The following is a 25,094-nucleotide window of genomic DNA, read 5'->3' on the forward strand; positions in this document are numbered from 1 at the left end:
GCGCCCGCACTCTTTTTATTCTATGGTATAGTCGGGCGCATGACAAAAGTGTATGTGCTATCCTGATTGTGAGGCGTGTGATAGAGTATTATCCTTGCCAGAAAGAAGAAAGCGTTTGAAGGTGTTGTTCGCAAAGTGGAAGTTCCCACACAACGCGGTTTGGTGTCAATGAGCTGGTTTGAACCTTGTGAAAACCAGCATGAGCTGCGAGCTTATCTGCTTCTTTTGTGCTGGTAATAGTGTATACCTTGTCAATCAAATATCCATTGTTCTGCAAAGAGCGCAGTAAACTGAATAGATGAGATACAAGGAGACCGGCATAAAGATTTCTCAGGTGATGAGAAAGAAGAGGATCAGTTACCAGAACATCGATATAGATATGGAAAGGCTCAAGCCGTGTAAAAGATAACATGTCATCAATGCTGATGCTACGTTCGATCTGTTCTCCGTGTAAAAGCTGATCCAGAAAAGTATCTGTCAAGCGAAATAGTGAGAAATAGCCGACAACTTTACCGTGAGCTTTTAGAGAATGAAAGGTAAACTCGCATTTTTTTTGAAAGGAGATCCGTTCTGCAAGAGGTGTAATAAAATCTTTGCCGAAGGCGCGAATGCCAATTTCCATCTCCTCTTTCTGGTCTTCAGGACTAGAGCAGCTGAAAACAATTGTTTGGAATTGTTCAAAAATAGTATGCATTGAAAGAGCTAACGCATCGATATCTCGTTTCGGATAAACACCCTGTTTCATTCCTGGTGGAACTACTTTCCTGATGATGCCCTGCTTCACTTTGCGGAAGAATGCAGCTCTGGAAAAACCAAGTTTTTTTTGTGCCTCTGAGGCGGTATAGTACTGTTGGGGCATATCTCGCTCTGTCTCCTTTAGGCGTAAACCAGATTATCTTGTTCTATCTCCTTTAGGTGTAAATCGGAATATTTCATAATGTGTTTATTATAGCATAGATAATTTTTGATGTATACAATAGAGATAATAAATCAACCTGGTTTAAGATAGTTTAAAGATTCTCAAGGCTACTAAAGGTTTAATTACTATCGACCTGTTGATTAACAAAACCGAAGTGTAAACCAGGGTGCTTCATGTTTTTTTCATCACTATTGTTTTCAATCAGGAAGCTGAGTAGCCATAGTGTTTCCATATTTCCAAAAGTTTACAAAGTCTCGACAATATGTTATATTTTATAATGGTTAATTATAGGACAAGAAAGGCTAATTCCATGGCAGATCAATACTATACAGCTTCAGAAGCGCAACAGCGGCTTGGATTATCAAAGGCCATGTTTTTTCGGAAAGTGAAGCAGGGTTTCATCAGGAAAGTAGTTCCACCAGGGATGAAGCAGGGGGTCTATCCGAAACGAGATATCGATGGATTGGCTCTCTCAATGCAAATACTTTTTGAGCAGGACCAGGGCATTACATTTAGTCGCTCGATGATCGCTGATCAGGTAGAAGAGTTGGAGATAGGATCGCGGGCATTTGGACGGAATTTTATTACACCGTTGCCTGAGCGCATCGCTTTTCAACAGAAAAGCGAGTTCACCTTTCATTCGCTAAAGATTGAGGGGTCGGTAGTCGGGTATATCTCTATGTTTCATTTTTCTGATGAGTTGCTGGATCACCTTTTGACTGGTAAGAAAATTGAGCGCGAAATTAAAGTCAATGATGTGCTGCCATTCCCACGCCTTGAGCCTTTTACTATTTATATTGATGTCCTGGTCATTGATCCAGCACTCTCCAACCACCTTCAGAAATTGTATGCCGGGATTCTTATTTCTCGTTTTGTGGATCTCCTTTTGCATTTAAGAAGCAATGGCTATCTGTTTGATAAAATATATACAGTTACTTCGTCAGGTGCAGGGGAACGATTGGTGAAAAAGCTCGGCTTTGAAAAATTAGAGCATAAATCATTAGTTCCTGCACGAATACCCTTTGTGGCATGCTTTGATCAGGAGCATATTTATACTTTGCAAATGAAGCAGCGAAAAATGTTAGGTTTCGCTCGTCGTTGAGGGGTGTGATGCGGTTCTTTTATCTACTCTCCTACCGAAAAGTATTTCACTACGTGTAAGAATATGCTCTATCTACATAATACGGACCTTCCCAGGCAGCGTTTATAATCAGACGGTAGAGCAATGTGCCTGCTGATACGGTACGTTGTGAGCTAAAGTCTAGTTTTGCTGTTGGCCTTTCGAAATTGCAGAGGTAAGGAGTAGAGCATGAGCCAAACAATGACTTCTACAGTTGTAGAAGTGGATACGATTGTAGATCTTTTACAGTTGCGTGCACGAGAGAATCCATTTAATGCTGCTTATACTTTTTTGCGCTATGGTGGAGCGGCGAATGAATGCATCAATTATTTGGAGTTGGATAGGAGAGCACGTGCGATTAGCAATGTACTACGTCAGCATGGAGGTGAAGGCAAGCAGGTTCTTTTGCTCTATCCTTCGGGCATCGATTATATGGCGGCCTACTTTGGCTGTTTGTATGCTGGTGCTATCGCCATCCCTGCTTATCCGCCCCATTCACAACGAGCGCTCCCACGTATTCAGGCGATTGTTGAGGATGCCAATGCTGCTATTGTGGTAACTACAGCGGCTGTTTTGCATAAAGTTCAGCAATGGACAGAAAATGTTGCGGAATTATCTCATTTGGTGTGGCTGGAGACCGATACTATAGATGTGTCTACTGCTGACGCATGGGTGGCACCAGACATTGATGGCGCTTCGGTAGCCTTTCTCCAATACACCTCGGGCTCTACCACTACTCCCAAGGGTGTCATGGTCAGCCATAACAATTTGCTGCACAATCTTTCAATGCTTCATGATCAGCTTGGTATTGATACTCATTCAGTTGGTGTTTCGTGGTTACCGATTTTTCATGACATGGGGTTAATTGCTGGCATGTTATTGCCGCTATATGGGAATGTGCCCTCTGTTTTTATGACCCCGGCTGATTTTCTCCAACGTCCGTTACGCTGGCTCCAGGCTATCACTGATTATCAAGGCACGTTTAGTTGTGCCCCAAATTTCGCGTATGAACTTTGCCTGCGTCGTATTGCTCAGCAAGAACTCTCTGATCTTGATCTGAGCTCATGGACGGTTGCACTTAATGGAGCCGAACCTATTCGAGCCGAGACATTGCATCGTTTTACGCAAATGTTTGCCCGCTGTGGTTTTCGTCCTCAGGCATTTACGCCTGGTTTTGGTCTGGCCGAGAATACCTTAATGGTCTGTTGTGAACAGGCTGACCAGATGCCATATATTAAGAATATCAGTAGATCAGCTCTGGAAGAGAACCTGGTCCTTCCCGCCGGTGCGACGATCGATGATGTACAGCAACTGGTTGGCTGTGGAGGGGCGGTACGTGAAAAAGGTGTAGAGATTGTGATTGTTAATCCAGAAACGTTACAGGCATGCGATGCAAGTGAAGTTGGCGAAATCTGGGTATCTGGCCCTAGCGTCGCCCAGGGATACTGGCAGCGGCCTGAAGAGAGCGCTCAAACGATGCAGGCACATCTGTCAACGGGTGAAGGACCTTTTTTACGTACGGGTGATCTTGGTGCCTATCAGAATGGACAGCTTTTTGTCACTGGACGTCTGAAAGATCTGATTATTCTGGGTGGACGTAATTACTATCCACAGGACATAGAGCAAACTCTGGAATATAGTCATCCAGCGCTCCGTCCGGGTTGTAGTGTTGCCTTCTCTGTTGAACATGAGGATGAGGAACGTCTGGTTGTAATGGCAGAGGTTGATCATCGCTATAAGTTCTCCGAGGGCACTCCTTCTGAGCAGACCTTAGCCACGGGCCGGCAAGAAATTCTGCGTGCTATTCGTAAAGCGATTGCTGACTATCATGATCTGTCTGTGTATAAAATTGTCTTATTACGTATGAATGGTGTTCACAAGACATCGAGTGGTAAAGTTCAGAGACGCTCATCTCGAGCAGCCTTTTTACGCAATGAATATCAGGAATGGAAAGCCTGAGCTGCCTACTTGAGGGTTGAAAAAAAGGTTAAGCATTCCTGTTTAATTGAGGAGATAGTGAAAGAGGAGAGGGCTGGCGGCGCCAGCCCTCTCCTCTTTCACTATCTCCTCAATTAAAGTGTCCTGTCTTCTCCTCTTCTCCTATTCGCCCAGATCGATTTCAGCTAGCAGATATTCCAATTCTTCCTGGCTCACTTCAAGATCGGGAAAATCGGATGGTGTATAGATCGTTTCGGATTGTGGTGTCTGGGCCAGTGCGATGATAGCTTGTAAGGCCTGTATATAGGCATGAGCCAGGCCGACAATCGTTTCGCGCTTATGAATCTGTGGGCTAAATTCCCAGGAAACATGCAGCTCTCCTGTTTGAATGAGACTGTTGATTGCCAGCAGATGGCTACGTGTACTCTCCTGATGATGCGTGGGTCCAGGTGATGGTTTGAGCTGGCTAAATGCAGTCCCTGGATTCGATGAAGCGGCCCCCAGTTGTCCTAAGTAGTTGAAAACAATCTGTGGCTGTCGGCATCCCTGAAGTTCTCTGCTCAACGAAGTGCTTGTATTCAGGTAGCGTAGAATACCATAGCCAATGCCATGTTGTGGGATACAACGCAAATGTTCTTTGAGCTGTTTCAGTGTTTCAAGCGTACTTGCATCTGCTGGTATGGTAAGTTTGACTGGAAAGAGAGAGGTAAACCAGCCAACGGTACGAGAGAGATCACTGTTGGCGAAGAGTTCTTCTCGTCCGTGTCCTTCCAGGTCGATCAAAACGTCTTCGTGATTACTCCAGCGGGCAAGTACCTGTGCTAACGCTGTCAGCAGAACATCATTTATCTGTGTATGATACATTTCTGGTAATGTTTCCAGCAATATACGTGTTTCTGCAGTTGGAAGGATAACTTCAACCTGTTCAATATCATGACTTTGTTCCTGCGTATCATAATCAACTGGAATTGATTGATGAGTACCGCTGGTCTCACGCAACCAGTATTCGGCTTCTTGTTGAGCCTGTTCTGCCTGGGCGTAGGTCACCAGATGTTCTGCCCAGCACTGAAACGAAGTGGTTTTCTTTGGTAACTGAATAGATGTATGCTGGCAACATTGTTGATACGCTGTTTGCAAATCATCGAGCAAGATGCGCCATGAGACACCATCAACCGCCAGATGGTGAATGATGAGGAGCAGTTGATCCGGCGTCTCTCTTTGATCCAGATGGAAGTAAACGGCTTTAAACAAGGGTCCCTGCGCAATATCTAATGACGCCTGAGCTTGAGCCTCTTTATCCAACATCTTGCGTTGTTGTTCCGCTTCTGGTAGCGCTGAAAGGTCAACATAGTCGAAATCAAGAGGTGCGCCTGGTGCATCGTTGCGTTGTTGCCAGCCTGTTTCTGTATAGGTGAAGCGCAAGCGTAGCGCGTCATGGTGTTCGAGTAGTGCTGCCAGCGCCTGTGTGAGATAGTGATAATTGATAGCTCCTGTGATTGAAACCAGGACAGATTGATTCCAGTAGTCTGGATGAGGTTGTTGTTGTGCAAAAAACCACTGTTGAATTGGCGTTAATGCCACCGGCCCTGTGACAGGTTCCTGTTGGGCTTGTACCGTGGGTGTATGATTGACAACCTGGCTCAATTGCTCGATGGTTTGATATTGAAAGAGTTGCTTGGGTGTCAGGTGTAATCCGAGCTGATTTGCTCGTCCGATAATCTGGATACTCAAGATAGAATCGCCTCCCAGGGAGAAGAAGTTATCTTGAATTCCCACGCGTTCCAGGTGCATGATTTCAGCCCAGACATCTGCAAGTTTTTGCTGAATATCGTTTTGTGGTTCAATATAGTGTCTTTCACTCTCTTGCACAATGCTCTCTCTCTCAGGGAGCGCCTGACGATCAACTTTCCCATTGTGATTGAGTGGTAGTGCCTCCAGGAAAACGATGGTGGAAGGCACCATATAGTGTGGCAGTTTTTCTTGCAGGTGAGCCTGTAGCTCTGCCTCACTCAGCTCCTCTCCTGGTTTTCTGACGACATATGCGACCAGTTGTTTGGTGCCCATATGATTCTGACGAGCCAGCACAATATTCTCTTGTACCGCAGGCTGCGATCCTATCGTCGCCTCAATCTCTCCAAGCTCAATACGGAAACCGCGTATCTTGACTTGATGATCAATACGGCCCAGATATTCTATATCGCCGTTGGGCAGGCGACGTGCTAGATCCCCAGAGCGATAGAGTCGCGCACCTGGTTCGCTACTAAATGGATGAGGGACAAAGCGCTGGGCTGTTAAATCTGGTCTGTGTAAGTAACCGCGGGCGATACCAGGGCCTCCCACATACATCTCTCCGGCCACACCCAGCGGTGCTGGTTGGCCATAATGATCCATGATGACCACGTGGAGATCATCAATCGGAAGGCCAATCACGCTTCCGAGATTATTGGAGAGCTCTTTTTCTGTGATTGGACGATAGGTAACATGCACAGTTGTTTCTGTGATACCATACATATTCACCAATTGGGGCTGTTGATCTCCATGGATAGAGAACCAGGAGCGTAAGCTTTGGAGTTCTAATGCCTCTCCTCCGAAGATAACGAGCCGCAGGGCTAATTGCTTCCGTTGTTCCGCCACACGTTCAATTTGCATCAATTGATTGAATGCCGATGGTGTTTGATTAAGTACAGTGACCCTGTGGGTATGTAATAACTGATAAAACAATTCTGGCGAACGACTGATCCAGAATGGTACAACGACCAGGCTTCCTCCATGAAGTAGGGCTCCCCAGATCTCCCAGACTGAGAAATCAAAGGCGTACGAATGGAAGAGTGTCCATACATCCCGATTATCAAAGTTATAGTACGACGCTGTCGCTGTAAAGAGACGGATGACATTGGCATGTGAGACCACCACGCCCTTTGGATTGCCGGTAGAACCAGAGGTGTAGATGATATACGCTGCATTTTCTGGATCTGCCGTCTGGATTGGATTGAACACCTCCTCCAGTGAGAGGAGTGGATCAATTGCATCCAGACCAATGACGTATTCGCTGATGATCGGCAGCTTCTGCCTGAGGTGCTCTTGCGTGAGTATAATCGAGATATGGGCGTCTTCGAGAATATAGGCCAGGCGCTCAGGTGGATAGGTTGGATCAAGAGGAACATAGGTTCCTCCTGCCTTAAGGATGGCCAGAATACCAATGAGCAATTCAAGAGAACGTTCCACGCACAGGCCGACGTTGACATCGGGTCCGACTCCAAGCTGACGTAAGTACCAGGCCGTTTGATTCGCTCGTCGATTTAGTTCCTGATAATTCAGCGTTTCATGTTCACAGATAACTGCGGTAGAGAAGGGCGTTTGTTCTACCCGGGCTTCAAAGATCTCATGTAAGGTCTGCCCCACCGGGAATGAGCGTGTTGTCTCTGCGATAGTCGCTTTGAGGTGTTCATGCTCGCCCTTTGTCCAGAGCTGTATCTCTGTGAGTGGGCGATCCGCTTTCTGCGTGAAGTCTACTAATATCTGTTCAAGCTGTTGCAACATCTGCGTGATGGGAGCAGACGAGAAACGCTCTCGATCATAAAGCACTTTGAATTTGAGCTGCTGTCCAGGTATCACTATCAGTGTGATGGGATAACTCGTTTGCTCTGCTACTTTTATGCTCTCAAGAACTGTTGCGATATGTTCATTCTCGCCACTGATTGCAGAGGAGTCGAGCGGATAATTTTCAAAGACGAGCAGGCTTTGAAAAAGTTGTGTACCGTGTGGGATCTCGCTCCAGGATTGTATCTGTGCCAGTGGTGTGTATCCATATTGCAAGATTTCGGTCTGTTGTTCATGGAGCTTGTAGAGCCACTTCTGAACGGAGATCTGCGGTTCGAGTTGTACGCGAACTGGGAGTGTATTAATGAGCAGACCTACCATTTTCTCAATATCTGTGATTGTGGCGGTCCGTCCTGACGTGACTGCGCCAAAGATGACATCGTTTTCACCACTATAATGGCTGAGCAGGAGAGCCCAGGCACCTTGTATCAGTGTATTAATAGTGACATGTTCCTGGCGAGCCAATTGGGTCAGTGCTTGTGTTGCCTGTATCGAGAGTGTGCCCGCCCACTCATCATAGCCAGATTGTTGAGCCTCTTGTTGTGTATGATCGATACCAAGTGCAGTCGGTGCGGAGAAGCCGCGCAATGTCTCCTTCCAGAACTCCTGTGCTTTCTGCATATCTTGCTGGCGTAACCAGCGGATATATTCTCGATAGGGTGGTCGATTTACCTGACCTATCAATTGCTGTTTTTCCAGTGCTGCATAGGATTTAAAGAACAATTCAAGTACGAGTGGGAGGCTCCAGCCATCGAGTAGCAAGTGATGATATGTCCAGACCATAGTATACTCTTCATCACTTAGACGGGCGATAAACAAACGCATCAACGGGGCCTGGGAGAGTTGAAAGCCGCGCAAACGGTCTGTATGGTGGTATTCCTTTATGCGTTCTTGTTGTTGTTCGCCGGTCAGATGCCGCCAGTCTTGTCGTTCGACTGGTAGAGAAACGTCTTGATAGACCACCTGATGAGCTTCCTCCAATCCTTCCCACCAGAAACCTGTTCTCAAGATAGTATGATTCTGTATAACATGTGTCCAGGCATCGAAGAAGGTTTGCTCATTGAAACCTTTTTCAAAGGTCATGCCCACCTGAATAACATAGTCACCATGGTCAGGCTCATAGAAAGAATGGAAGAGCAAACCTTGTTGGAGTGGTGTGAGCGGATAGATATCCTCAATATGACGACTATTCTTTAAGTGCAAATCGATCTGTGGCTGTGTCAGAAGTGCCATTGGGAAGTCTGAAGGTGTATAGCCACCGGCCTCGGGTTGCTGACAATGCTCAATGATTGCACGCAGGGTCGCCATAAATTCTTCCGCAAGTTCGCTAATGGTCTCGGGATGATAGATGTTCTGACTATACGTCCACTCAAATTGGATCTTACCATTGATGATGCGACAGGCTACGTCCAGCAAGTGACGGCGCAAGCCGTGTGGACTATAATCTGAACCGAATTTCTCTTTCGCGAGCGCAAACATTTGGTCTTCGGAGAGTACTTGATGAAATTGTCCCAGATAGTTAAAGCTGATCATTGGTGTCGGAAGCTCAGCCAGTTGGGACCTTATAGATTCTGGCGCGAGATAGCGTAACAAACCATAGCCAATACCATGCCCGGGCAGATTATGAAGTTGCTCTTTCACAGTTTTGATGGCTTGGTCCAGGGCATTACACCCGCTGAGATCAAAGTGGACTGGATAGATACTGGTAAACCAGCCGATTGTACGTGAGACATCTAATCCAAAAAGATCTTCCCGCCCATGACCTTCAAGGTTAATGGTGATCTGCTCTTTTCCACTCCAGCGGGTGAGTGTGAGTGCCAGGGCTGTCAGTAAGATATCATTCATGTGTGTCTGATAGAGTGGTGGAACATCATAGAGGAGTGCATGTGTCTCCTCCTGGGTGAAGGCAACCTCAAGCGTGTCTGCAGATGCGACGGTATTTCTGCCGTCGGCTCTGTCTGTTGGGAGTTCAACTGTGAATTTCTGACCTTGCTGTTGCCAGTAAGCGAACTCTTGAATGCATGCTTCCTCCTGCGCATATTCCTGCATATGCCGGGACCATTGTTGGAACGAAGCCGTCTTAGGGGGAAGTTGGACCTCTTGCTGGATATCGAGTTGTTCGCAGATATTCTGAAGATCTTCAAGCAAGATGCGCCAGGAAACGCTATCAATGATGAGATGGTGAATAGTAATGAATAAGCGCACCTGCTCATTCTCTCCAGGCTTGAAATATAGAACGCGTAGGAGCGGGCCATGTTCAATATTCAGACTTTTTTGTGCCTCATCTGTATGGGTGAGCATGGCCTGTGATTGCTCCTCAGGTGATAGATGTGAGATATCAATAACCTGGCAGAGAACGGAAGACGTTAATGTTTCGTCGACGCTTATCTCCTGGCGCCAGGTGCCGTCCTCCCGGGTAAAGCGCATGCGGAGCGCATCATGATGACGCATCAGATAAGCAAAGGCCTGTTCAATGATCTCAGGTTCAACAGGATAAAAGAGCCGCAGGATGGCCGCTTGATTCCAATGATGTACAGGGACATCAAGTTCAAAAAACCAACGTTGAACAGCCGTCAGTGCTACCTCTCCTTCAACCAGACCATACTCAGCTATTGCATTGGCATCCTGGGTGATGGTAGTGGCTTGCTGTTCCCTTATCATCTGAGCCATCTCAGCGATCGTTTGATATTGGAAGAAGTGTTTGGGATGGATGCGCACTCCATGCTGTGCAGCCTGCGCCACAATTTGAATACTGAGGATGGAGTCTCCGCCCGATCCAAAGAAGTTATCGTGCAGGCCAATACTTTCTATTCCTAGAGCCTGACACCATAGCTCTATGAGAATAGTTTCCACCTCATTTTGTGCAGCCTCCGGCTCCGGTCCCGCTATCTCATTGGATTGGCCAAAGTTTGGATTGGGAAGTGCCCGGCGATCTATTTTGCCATGCGTGGTGAGAGGCAGTTGTTCCAGGGGAACAAAGCAAACAGGGATCATGTAATCAGGCAGGATCTCTTGCAGATAGCCACGTATCTCGTGGGCTGACAGAGGAGCTTTCTGTACCAGATATGCTACCAGGCGTTTGGTGCCAATATCATCAGTATGGACGATGACTGTACCATCGGCAATGGCTGGATGTTGTAACAGGATACTTTCAATCTCTCCCAGTTCGATACGAAAACCTCTTATTTTGACCTGGTTGTCGCGTCGTCCGATAAATTCGATCGACCCATTACTCCGATAGCGGGCGAGATCTCCTGTTCTATAGAGACGAGTACCAGATGTACTGAATGGATTTGGCACAAAGCGTTCGGCCGTCAAGTCGGCGTGGTTGAGGTAACCGCGAGCCAGACCAGCTCCTCCTGTATAGAGTTCACCGGCAACTCCAATGGGAACGGGTTGCATCAATGCATCCAGAAGGTAGACGGTCGAGTTGCTAATCGGCATACCAATGGGAACTGATGTTCCAACCTGCTCACTATTCTGCATGGGATAGCAGCAGGTGAAGGTGGTGTTCTCTGTTGGACCATAGCCGTTGATAAGCGTACAATTGCTATTCTGCTGCAATACTTTCTGCACTTGTGCGCTAGCCAGGACATCGCCACCAGCCAATAGGAGACGCAAACTGGCCAGAGCAGGCAGATGATGTTCGACCATTTGATGAAACAGTCCCGCTGTCAGCCACAGGATACTGATCTGTTCCTCATGTAAGATCCGTGCCAATTCTTCTAGAGATGGTGTATGAGCCGGGAAGAGAACCAGGCGACCTCCATTGAGTAAACTTCCCCATAACTCTAAGGTTGAGGCATCGAAAGAACTGGGTGCTAGATGTAAAAAGATATCCTCTGCATTGAAGGTAGCATAGTTTGTCTCGCGTACCAGACGCACAATGGCGCGATGGACAGCGCCCACTCCTTTCGGTCGTCCTGTTGAGCCAGAGGTATACATAACATAAGCCAGTTGATCTGGATCTAGCGTGTGCTGCAAGTTCTCCTGAGAGAATTCAGCGAGTAGATCGTCGTATGTCTCCGCACAGATAATCTGGTGTCGCCCATCTAAGGGGAGCTGTGTGGCAACCTCCTCACTGGTCAGAATGAGTGAAAGATTGGTATCCTCAAGCATATAAGTCAGGCGTTCTTGTGGATAACTGGGATCGAGAGGAACATAGGCTCCTCCAGCTTTGAGAATTGCCAGAATACTGATAACCATAGACAAAGAGCGAGCCATGCTCAATCCTACCAGTGTCTCTCTTGTGACCCCCAGTGTTTGTAGATAATGAGCTAGCTGATTGGCGTGTGCATTCAGCTCCCGATAGGTCATCTCTTGACCCTGGCAGCGTAAGGCAACTGCATGTGGTGTTGCCGCCACCTGTTCTTCAAACAACTGTGGAATGGTTCCCTGCTGTGGATAGTTGCTCGACGTTGTATGCCACTCTTTGAGTAGCTGATGCTCTTCTGTCTGGCTCAATAGAGGTAGAGAAGCAATAGTTTGTTGGGTATCTTTAACGATGTTTTCCAACAGTATTTGATAGTGTTCAGCCATGCGTATGATTGTACTCTCATCAAACAGATCTGTATTGTATTCCAGGGTTCCTGTGATGCCTCCTTTGTTTTCTGTCAATGATAAAGTAAGATCAAAACTTGCAGTACCTTTATTAACCGCCAGGAATTCAAGCTCTACATCCTGAAGATGAAGATCAGAAAAGGGAGTGTTTTGCAGCACAAACATTACCTGGAAGAGTGGCGAGATACCGGCATGGCGTTCTGGTTGTATGACCTCAACAACTTGTTCGAAGGGAACATGTTGATTGGCATAAGCATCCAGACAGACCTGGCGTATCTGTTGCAGGAATGTACGAAAGTCCGGGTTGCCCGTCATATCTGCATACATAACGAGTGTATTGACGAAAAAGCCAATCAAGGTTTCCATCTCAGCACGGTCCCGATTTGCGATCCCGGTTCCGACGGCTATCTTCTCCTGCCCACTATAACGATAGAGCAGTACGTGCCAGGCTGCCAGCAGTGTCATGAAGAGCGTGACCCCTTCATGGCGACTTATCTCCTGAAGCCCCTCGGTCAACTGTTCTGACAGTTTGAATTCGATCTGTGAGCCAGTGAATGTCTGCTCCAGGGGGCGAGGACGATCAGTTGGTAGTTCTAGCCGGGCCGGGGCATCTGCTAGATGCTCTTTCCAGTAGCGCAGTTGAGATTGTAGTGTACTACTATCCATCCATTTGCGCTGCCAGACCGCGAAATCGACATATTGAATCGGCAAATCTGCCAGTATAGCTGGTTGTTGGGTCAGGTATGCATTATACAGGGTACTGAATTCGCGAATGAACACGCCCAGTGACCAACCATCAGAAACGATATGATGAACGGTGAGGAGAAAGACGTATTCCTGGCTATCCAGTTGGAACAGGTGTGCCCGCAAAAGTGGACCATTAACCAGATCGAAAGGCTTTTGTACGTTGCGTTGCATTAAAGATTCAAGGGTCGATGCTCGTTGTTCAGGAGAAAGCTGTGTCAGATCGACGGCTTCTACGTCGAGGGGCATTGACGGAAGAATAACTTGTACCGGATTGCCTTGCGTCGCCTGGAATACTGTGCGCAATGCTTCATGGCGGCGAATAATCTCCTGCAAGCTATATGCGAGTCCGGCACGATGCACTTTTCCTGTTAAACGTATCGCGACACAGAGATTATAGGTTGCGCTCTCATGCGCGAGTTGATCCAGGAACCAGAGGCGTTGTTGTGAAAATGAGAGTGGGAGTAAGGAATCACGCGTAACTGATTGGATCGCTGGTAGTGTATGTTCTTGCACTACTTGCTGATAGGTTTCAATCAGGGCTGCGAATGATTCGATCGTTGGAGCTTGAAACAAGCTACGTAGTGGCAGTTCAACATGCAACTGATCCCTGACCCGTGAGATCAGCTGTGTTGCCAGTAGTGAGTGACCTCCACATGCAAAGAAATTTTCGCGCCTTCCCACCCAGGGGCGACCAATCAAGGATTTCCAGATCTCGGTTAATGATTGTTCTAGCGCGCTGAGAGGCATGGACTCCTCATCCTCTGGCTGTTTTTCATAGGTTGGTATTGGCAGTGCTTGACGATCTATTTTGCTATTGGCGCTTAACGGCATTGCTTCAAGGGAGACAAACATGCTCGGAATCATATACGCCGGCAGTTTGGTATGGAGAAAAACCTGTAGCTCTGCTTGCGTTGGTATGTGCGAACTTGTGGAAACGATATATGCTACCAGTTGCTGATTCCCAGGAACATCTTCACGTATCAGCACCACATTTTCGCGAATGCTGGGATGCTGTTGTAATACTGCCTCGATTTCTTCTAATTCAATGCGATAGCCACGCAGTTTCACTTGATGATCAATGCGTCCTAGAAACTCAATCGTTCCATCTGGCTGGAAGCGTGCGAGATCGCCAGTACGATACAGGCGAGCTCCTGCTTGCTGACTAAAAGGATCTGGCACAAAGGACTGAGCGGTGCGTTGTGGATTGAAGAGATAGCCTGGTCCTACTCCCATGCCACCTACACAGAGTTCGCCAACGACACCTACTGGCACCGGTTGCCAATACCTATCCAATATATACAATTGTGTATTCGCGAGTGGCTGTCCAATGGGCATAATCGGTGCTATAGCGTTGGGTGTATCATCTATAATCAGATGGGTCACATCGTCTGAACACTCTGTTGGCCCATAGGCATTAAGCAATGGAACCTGCTGATTGGCTTGCCACCAGCGCTGACAAAGTTCTGTTGGCAAGGCTTCGCCAGTTACAAGCAACCAGCGTAAACTCCGAGGTTTTTGTGCTAAGTCTGTTGAACTGTTTGTCTCCAGGAGAGAACGTAAAAGAGACGGTACGACCTCAAGAATAGTGATCTGTCTATGTTCAACCTCTTGTAGGAGATAGAGAGGATCGTGAGCAATCTCATCTGGCAAGATATGAACCTCTCCGCCGCTCAACAGGGCTGCAAAGAATTGCCAGACAGAAATGTCAAAGCAGTGAGATGCTGTTTGGGCGATTTTGTCCCGTGGTGCTAGCTGTAGAGCATGTATTTTGGCGTAGAGATGATTGACCATCCCCTGATGATTGATCATCACTCCTTTGGGTTGGCCCGTTGAACCTGATGTATAGATCACATACGCCAGCTGCTGTGGATGGGAAGGTATTGCTAACGATGGCACTGTGCTTATTTGTAGCTCTGGTTGTTGCGTATCCAGGCAGATGAGAGGAATTGAGTGAGCCGGTAAATCCTCTTGCAGGGTAGAGATGGTCAGGATGGCGACCGGTTTGGCTTCAGCAAAGATCGTTGCAAGGCGTTCGGTTGGCATAAATGGATCGAGAGGGAGATAGGCGCCATTGACCAGCCAGGTAGCTAAAATACCAACGACCATCTCGATGGAGCGAGGGAGATAGAGCCCGACTAAGCGATTGGGACCTACGCCAGCTTGCTGGAGTGTATATGCCAGACGTTGGGCCTGTTCTAGTAATTGAGCATAGGTTAGTTGTTGGTTCTGATCTACGAGTGCGATGGCATCTGGCTGTAACTCCATTTGTTGCGCGATCAGTTCGGGTACTGTTTTGTCGAGTGGATAGTGTGTGGCGGTTGTATTCCACTCTTTGAGCATCCTCTGTTGTTCGTTCTGTGTGAGCAGCGGGAAGGTCATAATAGTCTGTTCTGGCTGTGCGGTCATGGTCTCTAACACTACCACGAAATGTTCCACCATACGCTGAATGGTTTCTGGTTGAAACAAATGGGTATTATATTCCAGTGATCCATAGAGATCGTCTCCACGATCCGCAAGAGAAAGATACAGATCAAACTTTGCCACATGGCTTTCTAATTCAAAGGTATCGATGTCTAGCTCTGGCAGCGTGAGATCAAACCAGGCTTTATCTTGAAGTACAAAGAGCACTTGAAAGAGTGGTGAACGGCTAAGATCTCTTTGCACCTGTAATGCCTGGAGTAGTTGTTCAAATGGCATATCGCCGTGTTGGAAAGCTTCCATAACGGTCCGTTTTGTTCGTTGTACGCATTCCTGGAAAGTAGGATTACCATGCATGCGTCCACGCATCACGACGTTATTCAGAAAGAGACCAACAATCCCTTCAAGTTCAGGTCGCGAGCGGTTAGCTAAAGATGTGCCGATGAGAATGTCTTCTTGCCCGCTATAGCGACCGAGCAAAATATGGAGAGCTGTTAGCAACGTCATATAGACAGTGATGCCTTCCTGTTTACTAAAGGCTCGCATACGTTGCGTGAGCTCCTGCGAGAGTGTGAAGACATGATGTTTCCCATGTGTCTCTAACACGGCTGGACGAGGATAATCGGTAGGCAACTCCAGGATCGAAGGTGCATCTGCCAGTTGTTTGATCCAGTATTGTTTTTGTTCGGCTAGCGCCTCTCCTTGTAGCCATTGATGTTGCCAGCTGATAAAGTCGGGATAGGTGATAGATAAGGAAGGCACTGCGGGACGTTGATCCATGATATAGGCCGTATAGTAGGTTTCCAGTTCCTTATAGAGAACACCCAGGGACCAGCCATCCCCGATAATATGGTGGAAGGCAATGAGCAAGATGAAATCGGCTGGACCAATCTCAAATAAGCAGAAGCGTGTAAGCGGGCCTGTTGTAAGATCAAAAGGTTCACTGAGCGCCTGTTGGGCGAGCTGGAGGGCAGTCGTTTCGCGTGCCTCTTCGGGCAGATGGGAGAGCGTTACGTGTGATAGCCTCGCTCTGGCATCAGGGGTAGTGTGCTGTACAGGTTGTCCATTTTGTTCATGGAAGGTCATATTCAGCATTGCATGGCGCTGGTGTAACTCATCAATGCCATGTGCCAGTGCCGCGACATGTACATTGCCGCGAATGCGTAGAGCGCTATGCTCGTTATAAACGCTTGTGCCGGGAGTTAGTTTTTCCAGGAACCAGAGTCGTTGTTGTGCAAAGGAGAGAGGCATCTCACGCTCATGCTGTGTTGCTACAATTGGTAGCAGTGCCTGATCGAGTGTAGAACCTGTGGCCTGACTATCCTCTAGCGGGAAAAGCCTCTGGAGTAGTGCTGTGATAAAGTCTCCCAGGGTATTACTCTGAAAGAGAAGTGTAAAAGGAATGGAGCCTTCCAGGTTTTTCTGCAAGCTATTGATTAACTGTGAGATGGTCAGCGAATCCAGGCCAAGGGCAAAGATAGCGTTTTCCTGGTGGAGTGTGGGTAACTCGTCCAGTTCCAGGAAGGAGGCAATCAAGGTGCTGATATGTTGCAGGAGCAGCGTGGTTTTTTTGGTATCCGTGGCATCCGCCAACTGGCGACGCAACGAACTATTTGGGATTTGTGCCTCCTTTTCTCTCCGTTCCTCTGCGACGATTTCTCCTTGACCACTGGCATATATCTCCCATTGTGTGCTGCCTGCTCTCTGCCAGAAGATTTGAAAGCTCAGTTTTTGCTCATGCTGTGTCGTAACTAAAAGTTGTCCTTTACTTCCATCGTCTGGTTGCTCTGCATTATGCAATGTCAGCTCGTTTAAATGGAATGATTGTTCTTTTTGTGCCAGGGAAGCGAAGCTTGCCAATACCAGGCTTTCATAGATATTTTTCAGTTGTTCGCCAGATAGTTTTGTGGACGGAGAAGCTGATCGGTTGGTATCATGCTGTAATGGATGGATCTGCCAGAGGTGTGTGTTTGCAGGATACGCCAGTGCCGTAGATGAATGCAAAAGTGGGTGTTCAGATGAAGATTGCCGCCATGACTTGTGTTCAGGTGGGGTATTCATCTCCTCCTGGTCCAACCAATCTAACCAGACGCGTTTGCGTTGCCAGGGATAATGGGGGAGATCAACATGTTGGAATGGCTCGGAATTGACCTGTGACCATTGAATAGTGCACCCATGTTGATAGCAGATGCTCACAACTTCCAGCAAGGCGGTCCGATAGGAGGATGGGTTGACCGTCCCCAATGATGACAGGATAAGCATGGGCTGATGGTGTTCTGCATTGAGCTTCGCGAATGAGCTTATGAATTCTGAACAGTACGTGAGTTCTAGGATGAGCGTACAACCCATGGCATATAACTGTGCCACTTCTGCGTTGTGAACGATTGGCAATGGCGTGGATTCATCAGGTATGAATATCTCAGGGAGCAGTTGTACCTGTGGAATGGAGTACTGATGGTGCTGGCAGAACGTGTGGAATACAGAAGCTAATGATCTTCCTTCAAGCGCCAGCGAAATGGCATGGGCTAATAGCTCATCATCTCCCAGGATAGCGCCAGGAGCCAGGCCCCATTTTTTCCAGAGAGCGGCCAGACCAAGTTGGAGCACAAAATTTCCTATGCGTGCCGTTGTCTCTTCTGACAGCTCGTATTCTTGTGCTGTATTATCTAAATAGGTCAGGAGTGACCAGTTGATCAGTGCATCGAGGTGTTGATCACATTCAGACACAAGCTGATAGAAAGCTGGTTCTCGCAGCAATTCTTTGCAAAAGCCCTGCCAGAGTTTTTGAGGTTTAGTGCTAAGGGCAAAGGCAATTTTAGGTTCTCTGCCACTTTTTTTGTTTTGTGCCAGATAGGAAGGGGCCGCTAGAAAATTGTGTATTTTCTCTCCCAATTGTTGCGCCGTTGCTCCCTGGAAGGCAAGACGATATGCGTGATGGCTGCGCCCTATAGACGCATTTGAGCAGAGATTATGGGCTGAAGGTAGCTGTGCCTCAGACTGCGCTAGAAGCTGGCTATAGTTATTGGTAAGTTCGATAAGCGCGTCAGTTGAACGAGCTGAGATTGGCAAAAGATAGCTTGTAGCAGCGGGATGTGTCGTATTTTTATCCTCCGACTGTGGCGCAGCCTGAAGGATGGCATGGGCATTACTGCCAGTAAGTCCAACCGAAGTCATCGCCGCCAGGGGAGTCCCTTCTTTCGCCGGCCAGTTTGTTAAAGTTGTTTGTGGTTGGAGTCTATTGGCGGCAAGGTCAATGGCGGGATTAACTGTTTGCAGATGAAGGGTTGGAAAGATCTCACGATGAAAGAGCGAGAGCGCTACCTTCATAAAGCCTGCCATGCCTGAGGCAGCGCCCAGGTGTCCAAAATTTGTTTTCACCGAGCCTACCAGGCAAGGGTTTTCGCTTGACCGCTCGCCATGCCAGATAGCACCGAGGATCTGAGCTTCTAGAGGATCGCCTTTTGGCAAACCAGCACTATGCAGTTCGATATAGTCAATCTCGTTTGGATCAATACCTGCCTGGGCATGAGTTTGTTGAATAACTGCCTCTTGTGCCTGAGGATTAACTGCCGTGATCCATTCATTATGACCATTATGATTCAAGCCAATGCCGGTGAGAAGCGCATAAACACGTTCGGAGGAACGCACGTGTGAGAGTGGTTTAAGAATAACAACGCCAGCACCTTCCCCACGGACAAAGCCATCGGCTTCGGCATCAAAGGTACGGCAACGTCCGGTAGGTGAAAGCACACCTGCTTTTGACAACATAATAGAGCTATCGGGAGAGAGCATGAGCTCGACTCCACCCGCGATCGCCAGATCCGCCTCTCCTGACCAGAGGCTCTGGCAGGCATAGTAGATGCTGGCTAGAGAGGACGCACAGGCCGTATCGAGTGTAATGCTTGGACCCTGGAGATCAAAGATATAGGATAGGCGGTTGCTGGCGAGTGACGGCATGGCCCCAAGTCCTGTATAGCCGTCTAACTTAGACCAGTTCTTACTCTGCATTCGCAGATAATCATTCCATACCTGCCCAATTGTCACGCTCGTCCGACTCTGGACTACATCCTCAAGAGGAATGCCCGCATCCTCAAACGCCTCCCAGACGATTTCGAGGAGCAAGCGATGTTGCGGATCGAGATATTTCGCTTCGCGAGGAGAGATATGGAACGCTTTCCAGTCGAACTGATCAATTTGGTTCAGAAATGAACCCCAGCGGCTCGTCATCTTACCGGGTTCCGTTATATCAGGATCATAAAACTGGTCAATATTCCAACGCTCTGGAGGTACTTCGCGTACCATATCTCGTCCTTGACGTAACAATTGCCATAATTCGTGAGCAGTACTGGCACCCGGGAAGCGAAGCCCCATACCAATTACGGCGATTGGCTCTCTGCCTGGATTATGTATCGTATTCATAAGGTTTATCACCCTCCGCGTCTATGTAGCTGTGTCATAGAGCTTAACCATTTTTGTCTGCTTTATTTTTCAAGCATACTGTTACGCTGTTAGTGCAGCTGTTAGTTCAGCCGTTAACTTGTATAAAAGTAGCGCCAATGCTTATTGGTGTGGATCAAAGGTGACGGGACAGGAACGAAAGCCGCCCAGAATCGGATTAGGATTCCATACCGCTGGATGAGCTGGATCAAGCTTTAGATGCGAAAGGTGAAGGAGTTCTTGAAGCGACGCGTGCGCTTCAATGCGAGCGATTGATGCTCCTGGACAGCGATGCTTTCCGAATCCAAATGTCAGGTGCTTTACTGGACGATGGGCTAAATTAAATTCCTTCGGATTCTCAAAATACCTGGGATCATAATTGGCGGCTTCCAGGAAGAGGAGCACCTTTTGTCCACGACGGATGTGATGTTTCCCGGGAAATTGTTCCGATAGATCCGCGTCTTGGCGGGCCCAGCGAGCGATATAGCGGGTTGGTGGGCTCATACGCAATGCCTCTTCACAGATCAGTTTTGGCAGTGCTGGATTATTTACAAATTCTGCCTGTAACTCGGGCCAGCGATCGAGTATTTTCGCGGTGCCGGTTCCGATCAGTTTTTTCGTGGTGACGTGTCCTGCTGTCAAGATCATCAACGTGCTTGACAGTACGGCTTCCTCATCAGGGAAAATATCAGGAGCTGCGAGAAAGGCGCTAATCAGATCGTCAGATGGAGCCTTCTTTTTTTGTGCAACTTGCTGGCGCAGATAAGAGATAAGCATGGCGAGGTCTTGCGCGTTTCCGACTGGATAGCCGCTAGCGATATCTGAGATTGTTTCTGAATAGCCCAGGAAACGTATAAACTTCTGTTGTTCATCAATATCGATACCAAGGACGCGTAATGTTGCGGCAAAAGAGATCGCTGAAGCAAAATCTTTGACAATATCCATCGATCCGTCAGGGGCCAGGGTTGAGAAGCGTTGATGCACGATGGTTTTAATATCGTTTGTTAAGCGTTTAGCCGTTTGCGCTATATGCTTGAGTAGATAATGATTCGCGTGTTGATGTTCAATGCCATCTTTAAAAAAGACAGACTGCGTCAAGGTCGCTTGCACTGCATCCCAGCCCATGGCTGATTTTGGTGAGTAGGTGCCCAGATCGGAAGTAAAGCGCTCATCTTCCAGAATCGCGATAACTTCTGCGTAGCCTGTCACGATCCAACACTGACTTAAGGAATCAAAATAGATTGGATCAGTCGCACGCAGATCATCATAGAGTTTGTGTGGATTTGCATAGCCTCGTTTGAGGGCAGAAAAGCTAAACGGTTGGTGACTATTAGTCAAAGTCATGATGACACTACTCCTCTTTAGACATATCTACTCTCATTATGTAAAGCACATGAGATAATCGAAATATGGTAATACCCATCATTTTTCATTGTAGATAACAAGAGGCATTGCTGTCATGCTCTTTATTGCGTATTTTTCATACCGATGATTCTTACGTGCGCGACGCTTCTGATCGCAAGCGGAGAATCAGCTTGACAATTTCCCTGGCGAACACATCATCCAATGGCGCAGGATGTAAGAGAAAGCGATACCATTTGGCTCCATAAATCAAGTCCGCTAGAACCTCTAGATTGGTATCAGGGGCCAGTTCCCCTCGTTGGAGACCGCGTTGCAAGAGAGCAACCAGCTCTTGCTTTCGTGGCACAATGAACGTGCGTTGAAATTCATGAGCAAATACCGGGTCCAACTGCGCTTCAGCAGCGAGCCCGCTCAGCACTGTTCCTGATTTTCCTTGCAAGCCCGGAAAAGAAAGCTCAAAGTACAGAGTCAAATCCCTCTCCAGAGAACCTGTATCGGGAAAAGGCACATACACCTCGGTATGCGAGGTCAGAGATTCAAGCGCCACTGCTGCTTTGGAAGGCCACCAGCGATAAATAGTTTTTTTTCCCACACCAGCTCTTGCAGCAATCGCTTCAATCGTCATGGCTTGATAACCCACCTGCTCCAGGACTTCTCTAGCTGCTTGCAAAATTGCCTGGTGAGATTGGCTACTTCGCCGACGACCCCGTGCGAAAGACTCCTGATTTTTCTCCTGTTCAGCCATCGTTGTTTACCTCTTTTCGACGTCAAGAAAATTCTCTTGACATATACGACTCGTATCGTATATATTTACTTTGTTAGATATGACACGCTACGTATAGTTTATTCTACCAGAAGCCGGATGGAGAGACAAGTAGTCTTCTTCTTCCAGCGAAAGGAATGTAGGTTCTATGGCAACAATGACTCAGGCACAGCGAGGAGCTGTTTTGATTACGGGAGCCGCTGGTGGCATTGGTATGGCTGCTGTACGACGGCTTGATGAATTAGGATTTCGGGTCTTTGCAGGTGTGAGAAAATCTTCTGATGGTGAGAGGCTTCAGCGCGAAATCTCTGCCCGGATCACCCCTGTTTTGTTCGATATCACTGACGATGCCTCCATCGCTCAGGCTGCTGAAATCGTAACCAGGGCAGTTGGGGAGGTTGGGCTTGTTGGACTGGTGAATAATGCCGGTATGATCGTTGAAGGACCGCTTGAATTGATCCCTACCGATGAGATACGCAAACAATTCGAGGTAAATGTCATTGGACATATTGCGGTCACACAAGCTTTTCTGCCTCTGTTGCGGAAAGCGAAAGGACATATCGTCAATATTAGCGCGCCGACAGGACAAGTGGCGATGCCTTATCTGGGAGCGCTTTCGGGCTCCAAAGCTGCGCTAGAATTTGTGACTGACGCGCTGCGGAGCGAGCTTCGCCCCTTCGGGATATCCGTCTCTATCATTGAGCCAGGGGCTATGCAGACGGATATCTTTAAAAAGTCGGCGGCTAGCGCCCAACAGTTCAGGCAGCGGTTGCCTGGAGAACTTCTGCAACTGTATGCACCGGCACTTGCCGCAGTAGCTAAAGCTTTAGCTAACCAGCGTCTGGAGTCTCCTGGTGTGGTAGTCGCTGCCATTGTCCACTCGCTGACCTCTCGCAGTCCCAAAACACGCTATCTCGCTGGGCGAGGGACCGGAATGATTGCTGTTCTCCGCCTGTTGCCTGACCATGTACGTGATGGGCTGTTGCTGAGAGCATTTGGCCTTGCAAATACCCGACGCGTCTCATAGCTGAAGGAGACGCAGAGCAAAATATCCTCGTAGGCAGAAAAATAGCTTGCTTGAAAAGAGAACAAATGATGAAACCTCTTGCGCAACAAACGATCCTGGTTACCGGATCGACAGATGGACTTGGGAAACAGACTGCACTTGCACTGGCCAGACAGGGCGCAACTGTACTGCTTCATGGCCGCAATCAGCAGCGGTTGGATGCGACGTTACGGGAAATCAAAGATATAACAGGAAATAGACGGCTGGAGGCTTATCTTGCTGACCTGTCCGAGCTTTCAGCAGTTCGCAGGCTGGCTGAGCAGGTGCAAACGCAACATCCCCAGCTTGATATGCTCATCAACAACGCAGGCGTGGGTGGCGGAAAGCTCCTCGGTGCGAGACGTGAACTCAGTCGAGACGGGTATGAGCTTCGTTTTGCGGTAAACTATCTCGCTCCTTTCTTACTCACCCATCTACTATTAGCCAGTCTGCGTTACGGCCCGCCTTCTCGCATTATCCATGTGGGATCGGTGGGGCAGAGTCCGCTTGATTTTGACGACATCATGTTTGAACGTCGCTACAATGGTGTCGAAGCCTATCGTCGCAGTAAACTCGCGCTGATGATGTTTACCATTGATCTGGCTGATGTGTTGAAAGGAGAGCATATCACCGTTAACTGTGTCCATCCTGCCTCATTGATGAACACCAAAATGGTTCGTGAGACAATCCCTTTTACCCAGACCACGGTCGAAGAGGGACTCCGTTCCGTGATGTATCTGGCAACGTCGCCTACGCTAGACAATGTGACAGGCCAATATTTTGATCAGCAACAGGAGGCACGCGCGCATCCACAAGCGTATGACATAGCTGCACGCCGCCGACTCCGACAGATCAGTGAACAGTTAACCGGGTTGTCTGACATGGAAGCCTCTCAAGCAGGTTAAATCTCTTTCCCAATGGGAGCGATCTAGAGGTGGTGCTTCGATCACAAGATATCTCGCATCTGGTGCTTTGTGGGATAGCCACCAGCGGAGTGGTCTTATCAACACTCCGAGAAGCGGCCGATAAAGATTATCAACTGACAGTCTTAGCCGATTGCTGTGCTGATGCTGACGAAGAAGTCCAGCGCGTCCAACTCTCCAAAGTTTTCCCACGCCAGGCCAGCGTTGTATTCGCAAATGCATCCTCCCGCATCATGCAAGAATCTTGCTAAGTCCAGCTTAGCAAGATTCTTGCACTGACACCTTTTAGCGTTCCAATTTGGAAGCCAACCACGAATGTAGGATTGGCACAACTTGCGTCGCCTGCATGGCCTGGATATGATCGAGACCATCGAGTATTTTCACATCCCAGCCAAGCTCTTCCAGCTGTGCTTGTTCGTGTATGATCGGGCCGGCTAAGCTCACATGCACGTCACCCCAATTCTTGCCATACTCTATCTCGTCCGCTGAACCCACAAATCAGAGGCGGGGGCAGGTGATCCGGGACTGGACAGTTCGGTTGTTGAACTTCTGTAGCGCCTGATAAAGAGTAACGAACTGCTGAGTCTGGCCTTTCGAGAGAGCCGCCGTCGACCACTCATCTTCATCCGATGTTTGCGAGGACTGATCTGCCCCCGCCATCTCGTTGGCTGCGGTGGTGACGCGGAGCATTTCCATATATGGCCCGCCCACAGGTGGAAAACCGCCCATGATGAGAGCTGATAGACGGTCGGTCCGCATGGCGAGTTGAAGACCACTCATCGCAAGCCAGGAGTATCCATAGTAGGCGAACCGATCCACTCCCACGGCATCAGCCACGGAGAGGAGATCAGTGACAATGTTTGCTGGCGTCAGCGTGTCGGGTTTTGGTGTGCGAAGGCACTGTCCCTCATAGTCGAAGACAACCACACGAAAAGTATTGCGGAGTCCTTTGATCAGAGATTGGCCAAGGGCTGGATCTACGCCATAATTGAGCATTTGCTCCGCCTGCGGTCCTTCGACCGGGTGCGGATTGACCGGCAGCAGCAGGGTCGGTCCTGCGCCAGCGACCTCGATCTCGATGGTGCTTCCGTCATGCAATCTCGCTTCAGACATTTGAATTACCTCCATAATTTTCTCTATGGCTGCCTCGAATATAGGAGGCAGCATCTTGTCGTATTGTGCGTCGTTTATGCAGGGGTATTGCTCCTTCTGCTATCTATCTAGCTTTTGGTTCCCGCTTCAAGAGCAGCACCCCTTTATCT

At 48.2% G+C, this 25,094-nt stretch carries 10 protein-coding genes and 1 pseudogene; 5 read left to right on the top strand and 6 right to left on the bottom strand.

Features of this window, described 5'->3' with window-relative positions; translation table 11 throughout:
• Positions 1-88: 88 nt before the first annotated feature.
• Positions 89-859: a helix-turn-helix transcriptional regulator gene (locus tag F1593_RS04315; protein WP_149400319.1), complete on the bottom strand. Its 771-nt coding sequence runs from the start codon at positions 857-859 to the stop codon at positions 89-91.
• Positions 860-1,181: 322 nt separating this feature from the next.
• Between F1593_RS04315 and F1593_RS04320 the strand changes: the two genes are divergently transcribed.
• Together F1593_RS04320 and F1593_RS04325 are read left to right on the top strand one after the other, a co-directional pair.
• Positions 1,182-2,021 carry a helix-turn-helix transcriptional regulator gene (locus F1593_RS04320; RefSeq protein WP_149400320.1) on the top strand — a complete coding sequence of 280 codons (840 nt, stop codon included), beginning with the start codon at positions 1,182-1,184 and terminating at the stop codon, positions 2,019-2,021.
• A gap of 207 nt (positions 2,022-2,228) precedes the next feature.
• Positions 2,229-3,998 (top strand): fatty acyl-AMP ligase, encoded by a 1,770-nt coding sequence (locus F1593_RS04325; protein WP_149400321.1) that lies wholly within the window; start codon positions 2,229-2,231, stop codon positions 3,996-3,998.
• A gap of 141 nt (positions 3,999-4,139) precedes the next feature.
• Here the strand turns inward: F1593_RS04325 and F1593_RS04330 are convergent, their stop codons facing one another.
• The 3 genes from F1593_RS04330 to F1593_RS04340 all read right to left on the bottom strand — a co-directional run bounded on the left by F1593_RS04330 (position 4,140) and on the right by F1593_RS04340 (position 21,846).
• On the bottom strand, positions 4,140-19,721 hold the full coding sequence (locus tag F1593_RS04330) for a non-ribosomal peptide synthetase (protein ID WP_149400322.1): 15,582 nt from the start codon (positions 19,719-19,721) through the stop codon (positions 4,140-4,142).
• A 141-nt stretch (positions 19,722-19,862) separates the two neighbouring features.
• Positions 19,863-21,083, bottom strand: a complete 1,221-nt coding sequence (locus tag F1593_RS04335) for a cytochrome P450 (RefSeq protein ID WP_149400323.1) — start codon at positions 21,081-21,083, stop codon at positions 19,863-19,865.
• Between the two features lie 151 nt (positions 21,084-21,234).
• Positions 21,235-21,846, bottom strand: coding sequence for a TetR/AcrR family transcriptional regulator (locus F1593_RS04340; protein WP_149400324.1), 612 nt, complete (start codon positions 21,844-21,846; stop codon positions 21,235-21,237).
• A gap of 166 nt (positions 21,847-22,012) precedes the next feature.
• Here F1593_RS04340 and F1593_RS04345 point away from each other — a divergent pair, with 166 nt between their 5' ends.
• The 3 genes and pseudogenes from F1593_RS04345 to F1593_RS04355 form a co-directional block, all read left to right on the top strand.
• Entirely contained in the window at positions 22,013-22,891 is an 879-nt protein-coding gene (locus F1593_RS04345; RefSeq protein ID WP_216368771.1) for an SDR family NAD(P)-dependent oxidoreductase, read from the top strand.
• Between the two features lie 65 nt (positions 22,892-22,956).
• On the top strand, positions 22,957-23,814 hold the full coding sequence (locus F1593_RS04350) for an SDR family NAD(P)-dependent oxidoreductase (RefSeq protein ID WP_216368772.1): 858 nt from the start codon (positions 22,957-22,959) through the stop codon (positions 23,812-23,814).
• Positions 23,815-23,828: 14 nt separating this feature from the next.
• Positions 23,829-24,083 (top strand): annotated as a pseudogene (locus F1593_RS04355) (cysteine hydrolase family protein); the annotation flags it as partial.
• A 34-nt stretch (positions 24,084-24,117) separates the two neighbouring features.
• Here F1593_RS04355 and F1593_RS28865 read toward each other — a convergent pair.
• Positions 24,118-24,276 (bottom strand): hypothetical protein, encoded by a 159-nt coding sequence (locus F1593_RS28865; protein ID WP_216368773.1) that lies wholly within the window; start codon positions 24,274-24,276, stop codon positions 24,118-24,120.
• A gap of 54 nt (positions 24,277-24,330) precedes the next feature.
• On the bottom strand, positions 24,331-24,945 hold the full coding sequence (locus F1593_RS04360) for an alpha/beta fold hydrolase (RefSeq protein ID WP_216368774.1): 615 nt from the start codon (positions 24,943-24,945) through the stop codon (positions 24,331-24,333).
• Positions 24,946-25,094: the final 149 nt, after the last annotated feature.

The organism is Dictyobacter arantiisoli, from assembly GCF_008326305.1.
Classification (GTDB): domain Bacteria; phylum Chloroflexota; class Ktedonobacteria; order Ktedonobacterales; family Ktedonobacteraceae; genus Dictyobacter; species Dictyobacter arantiisoli.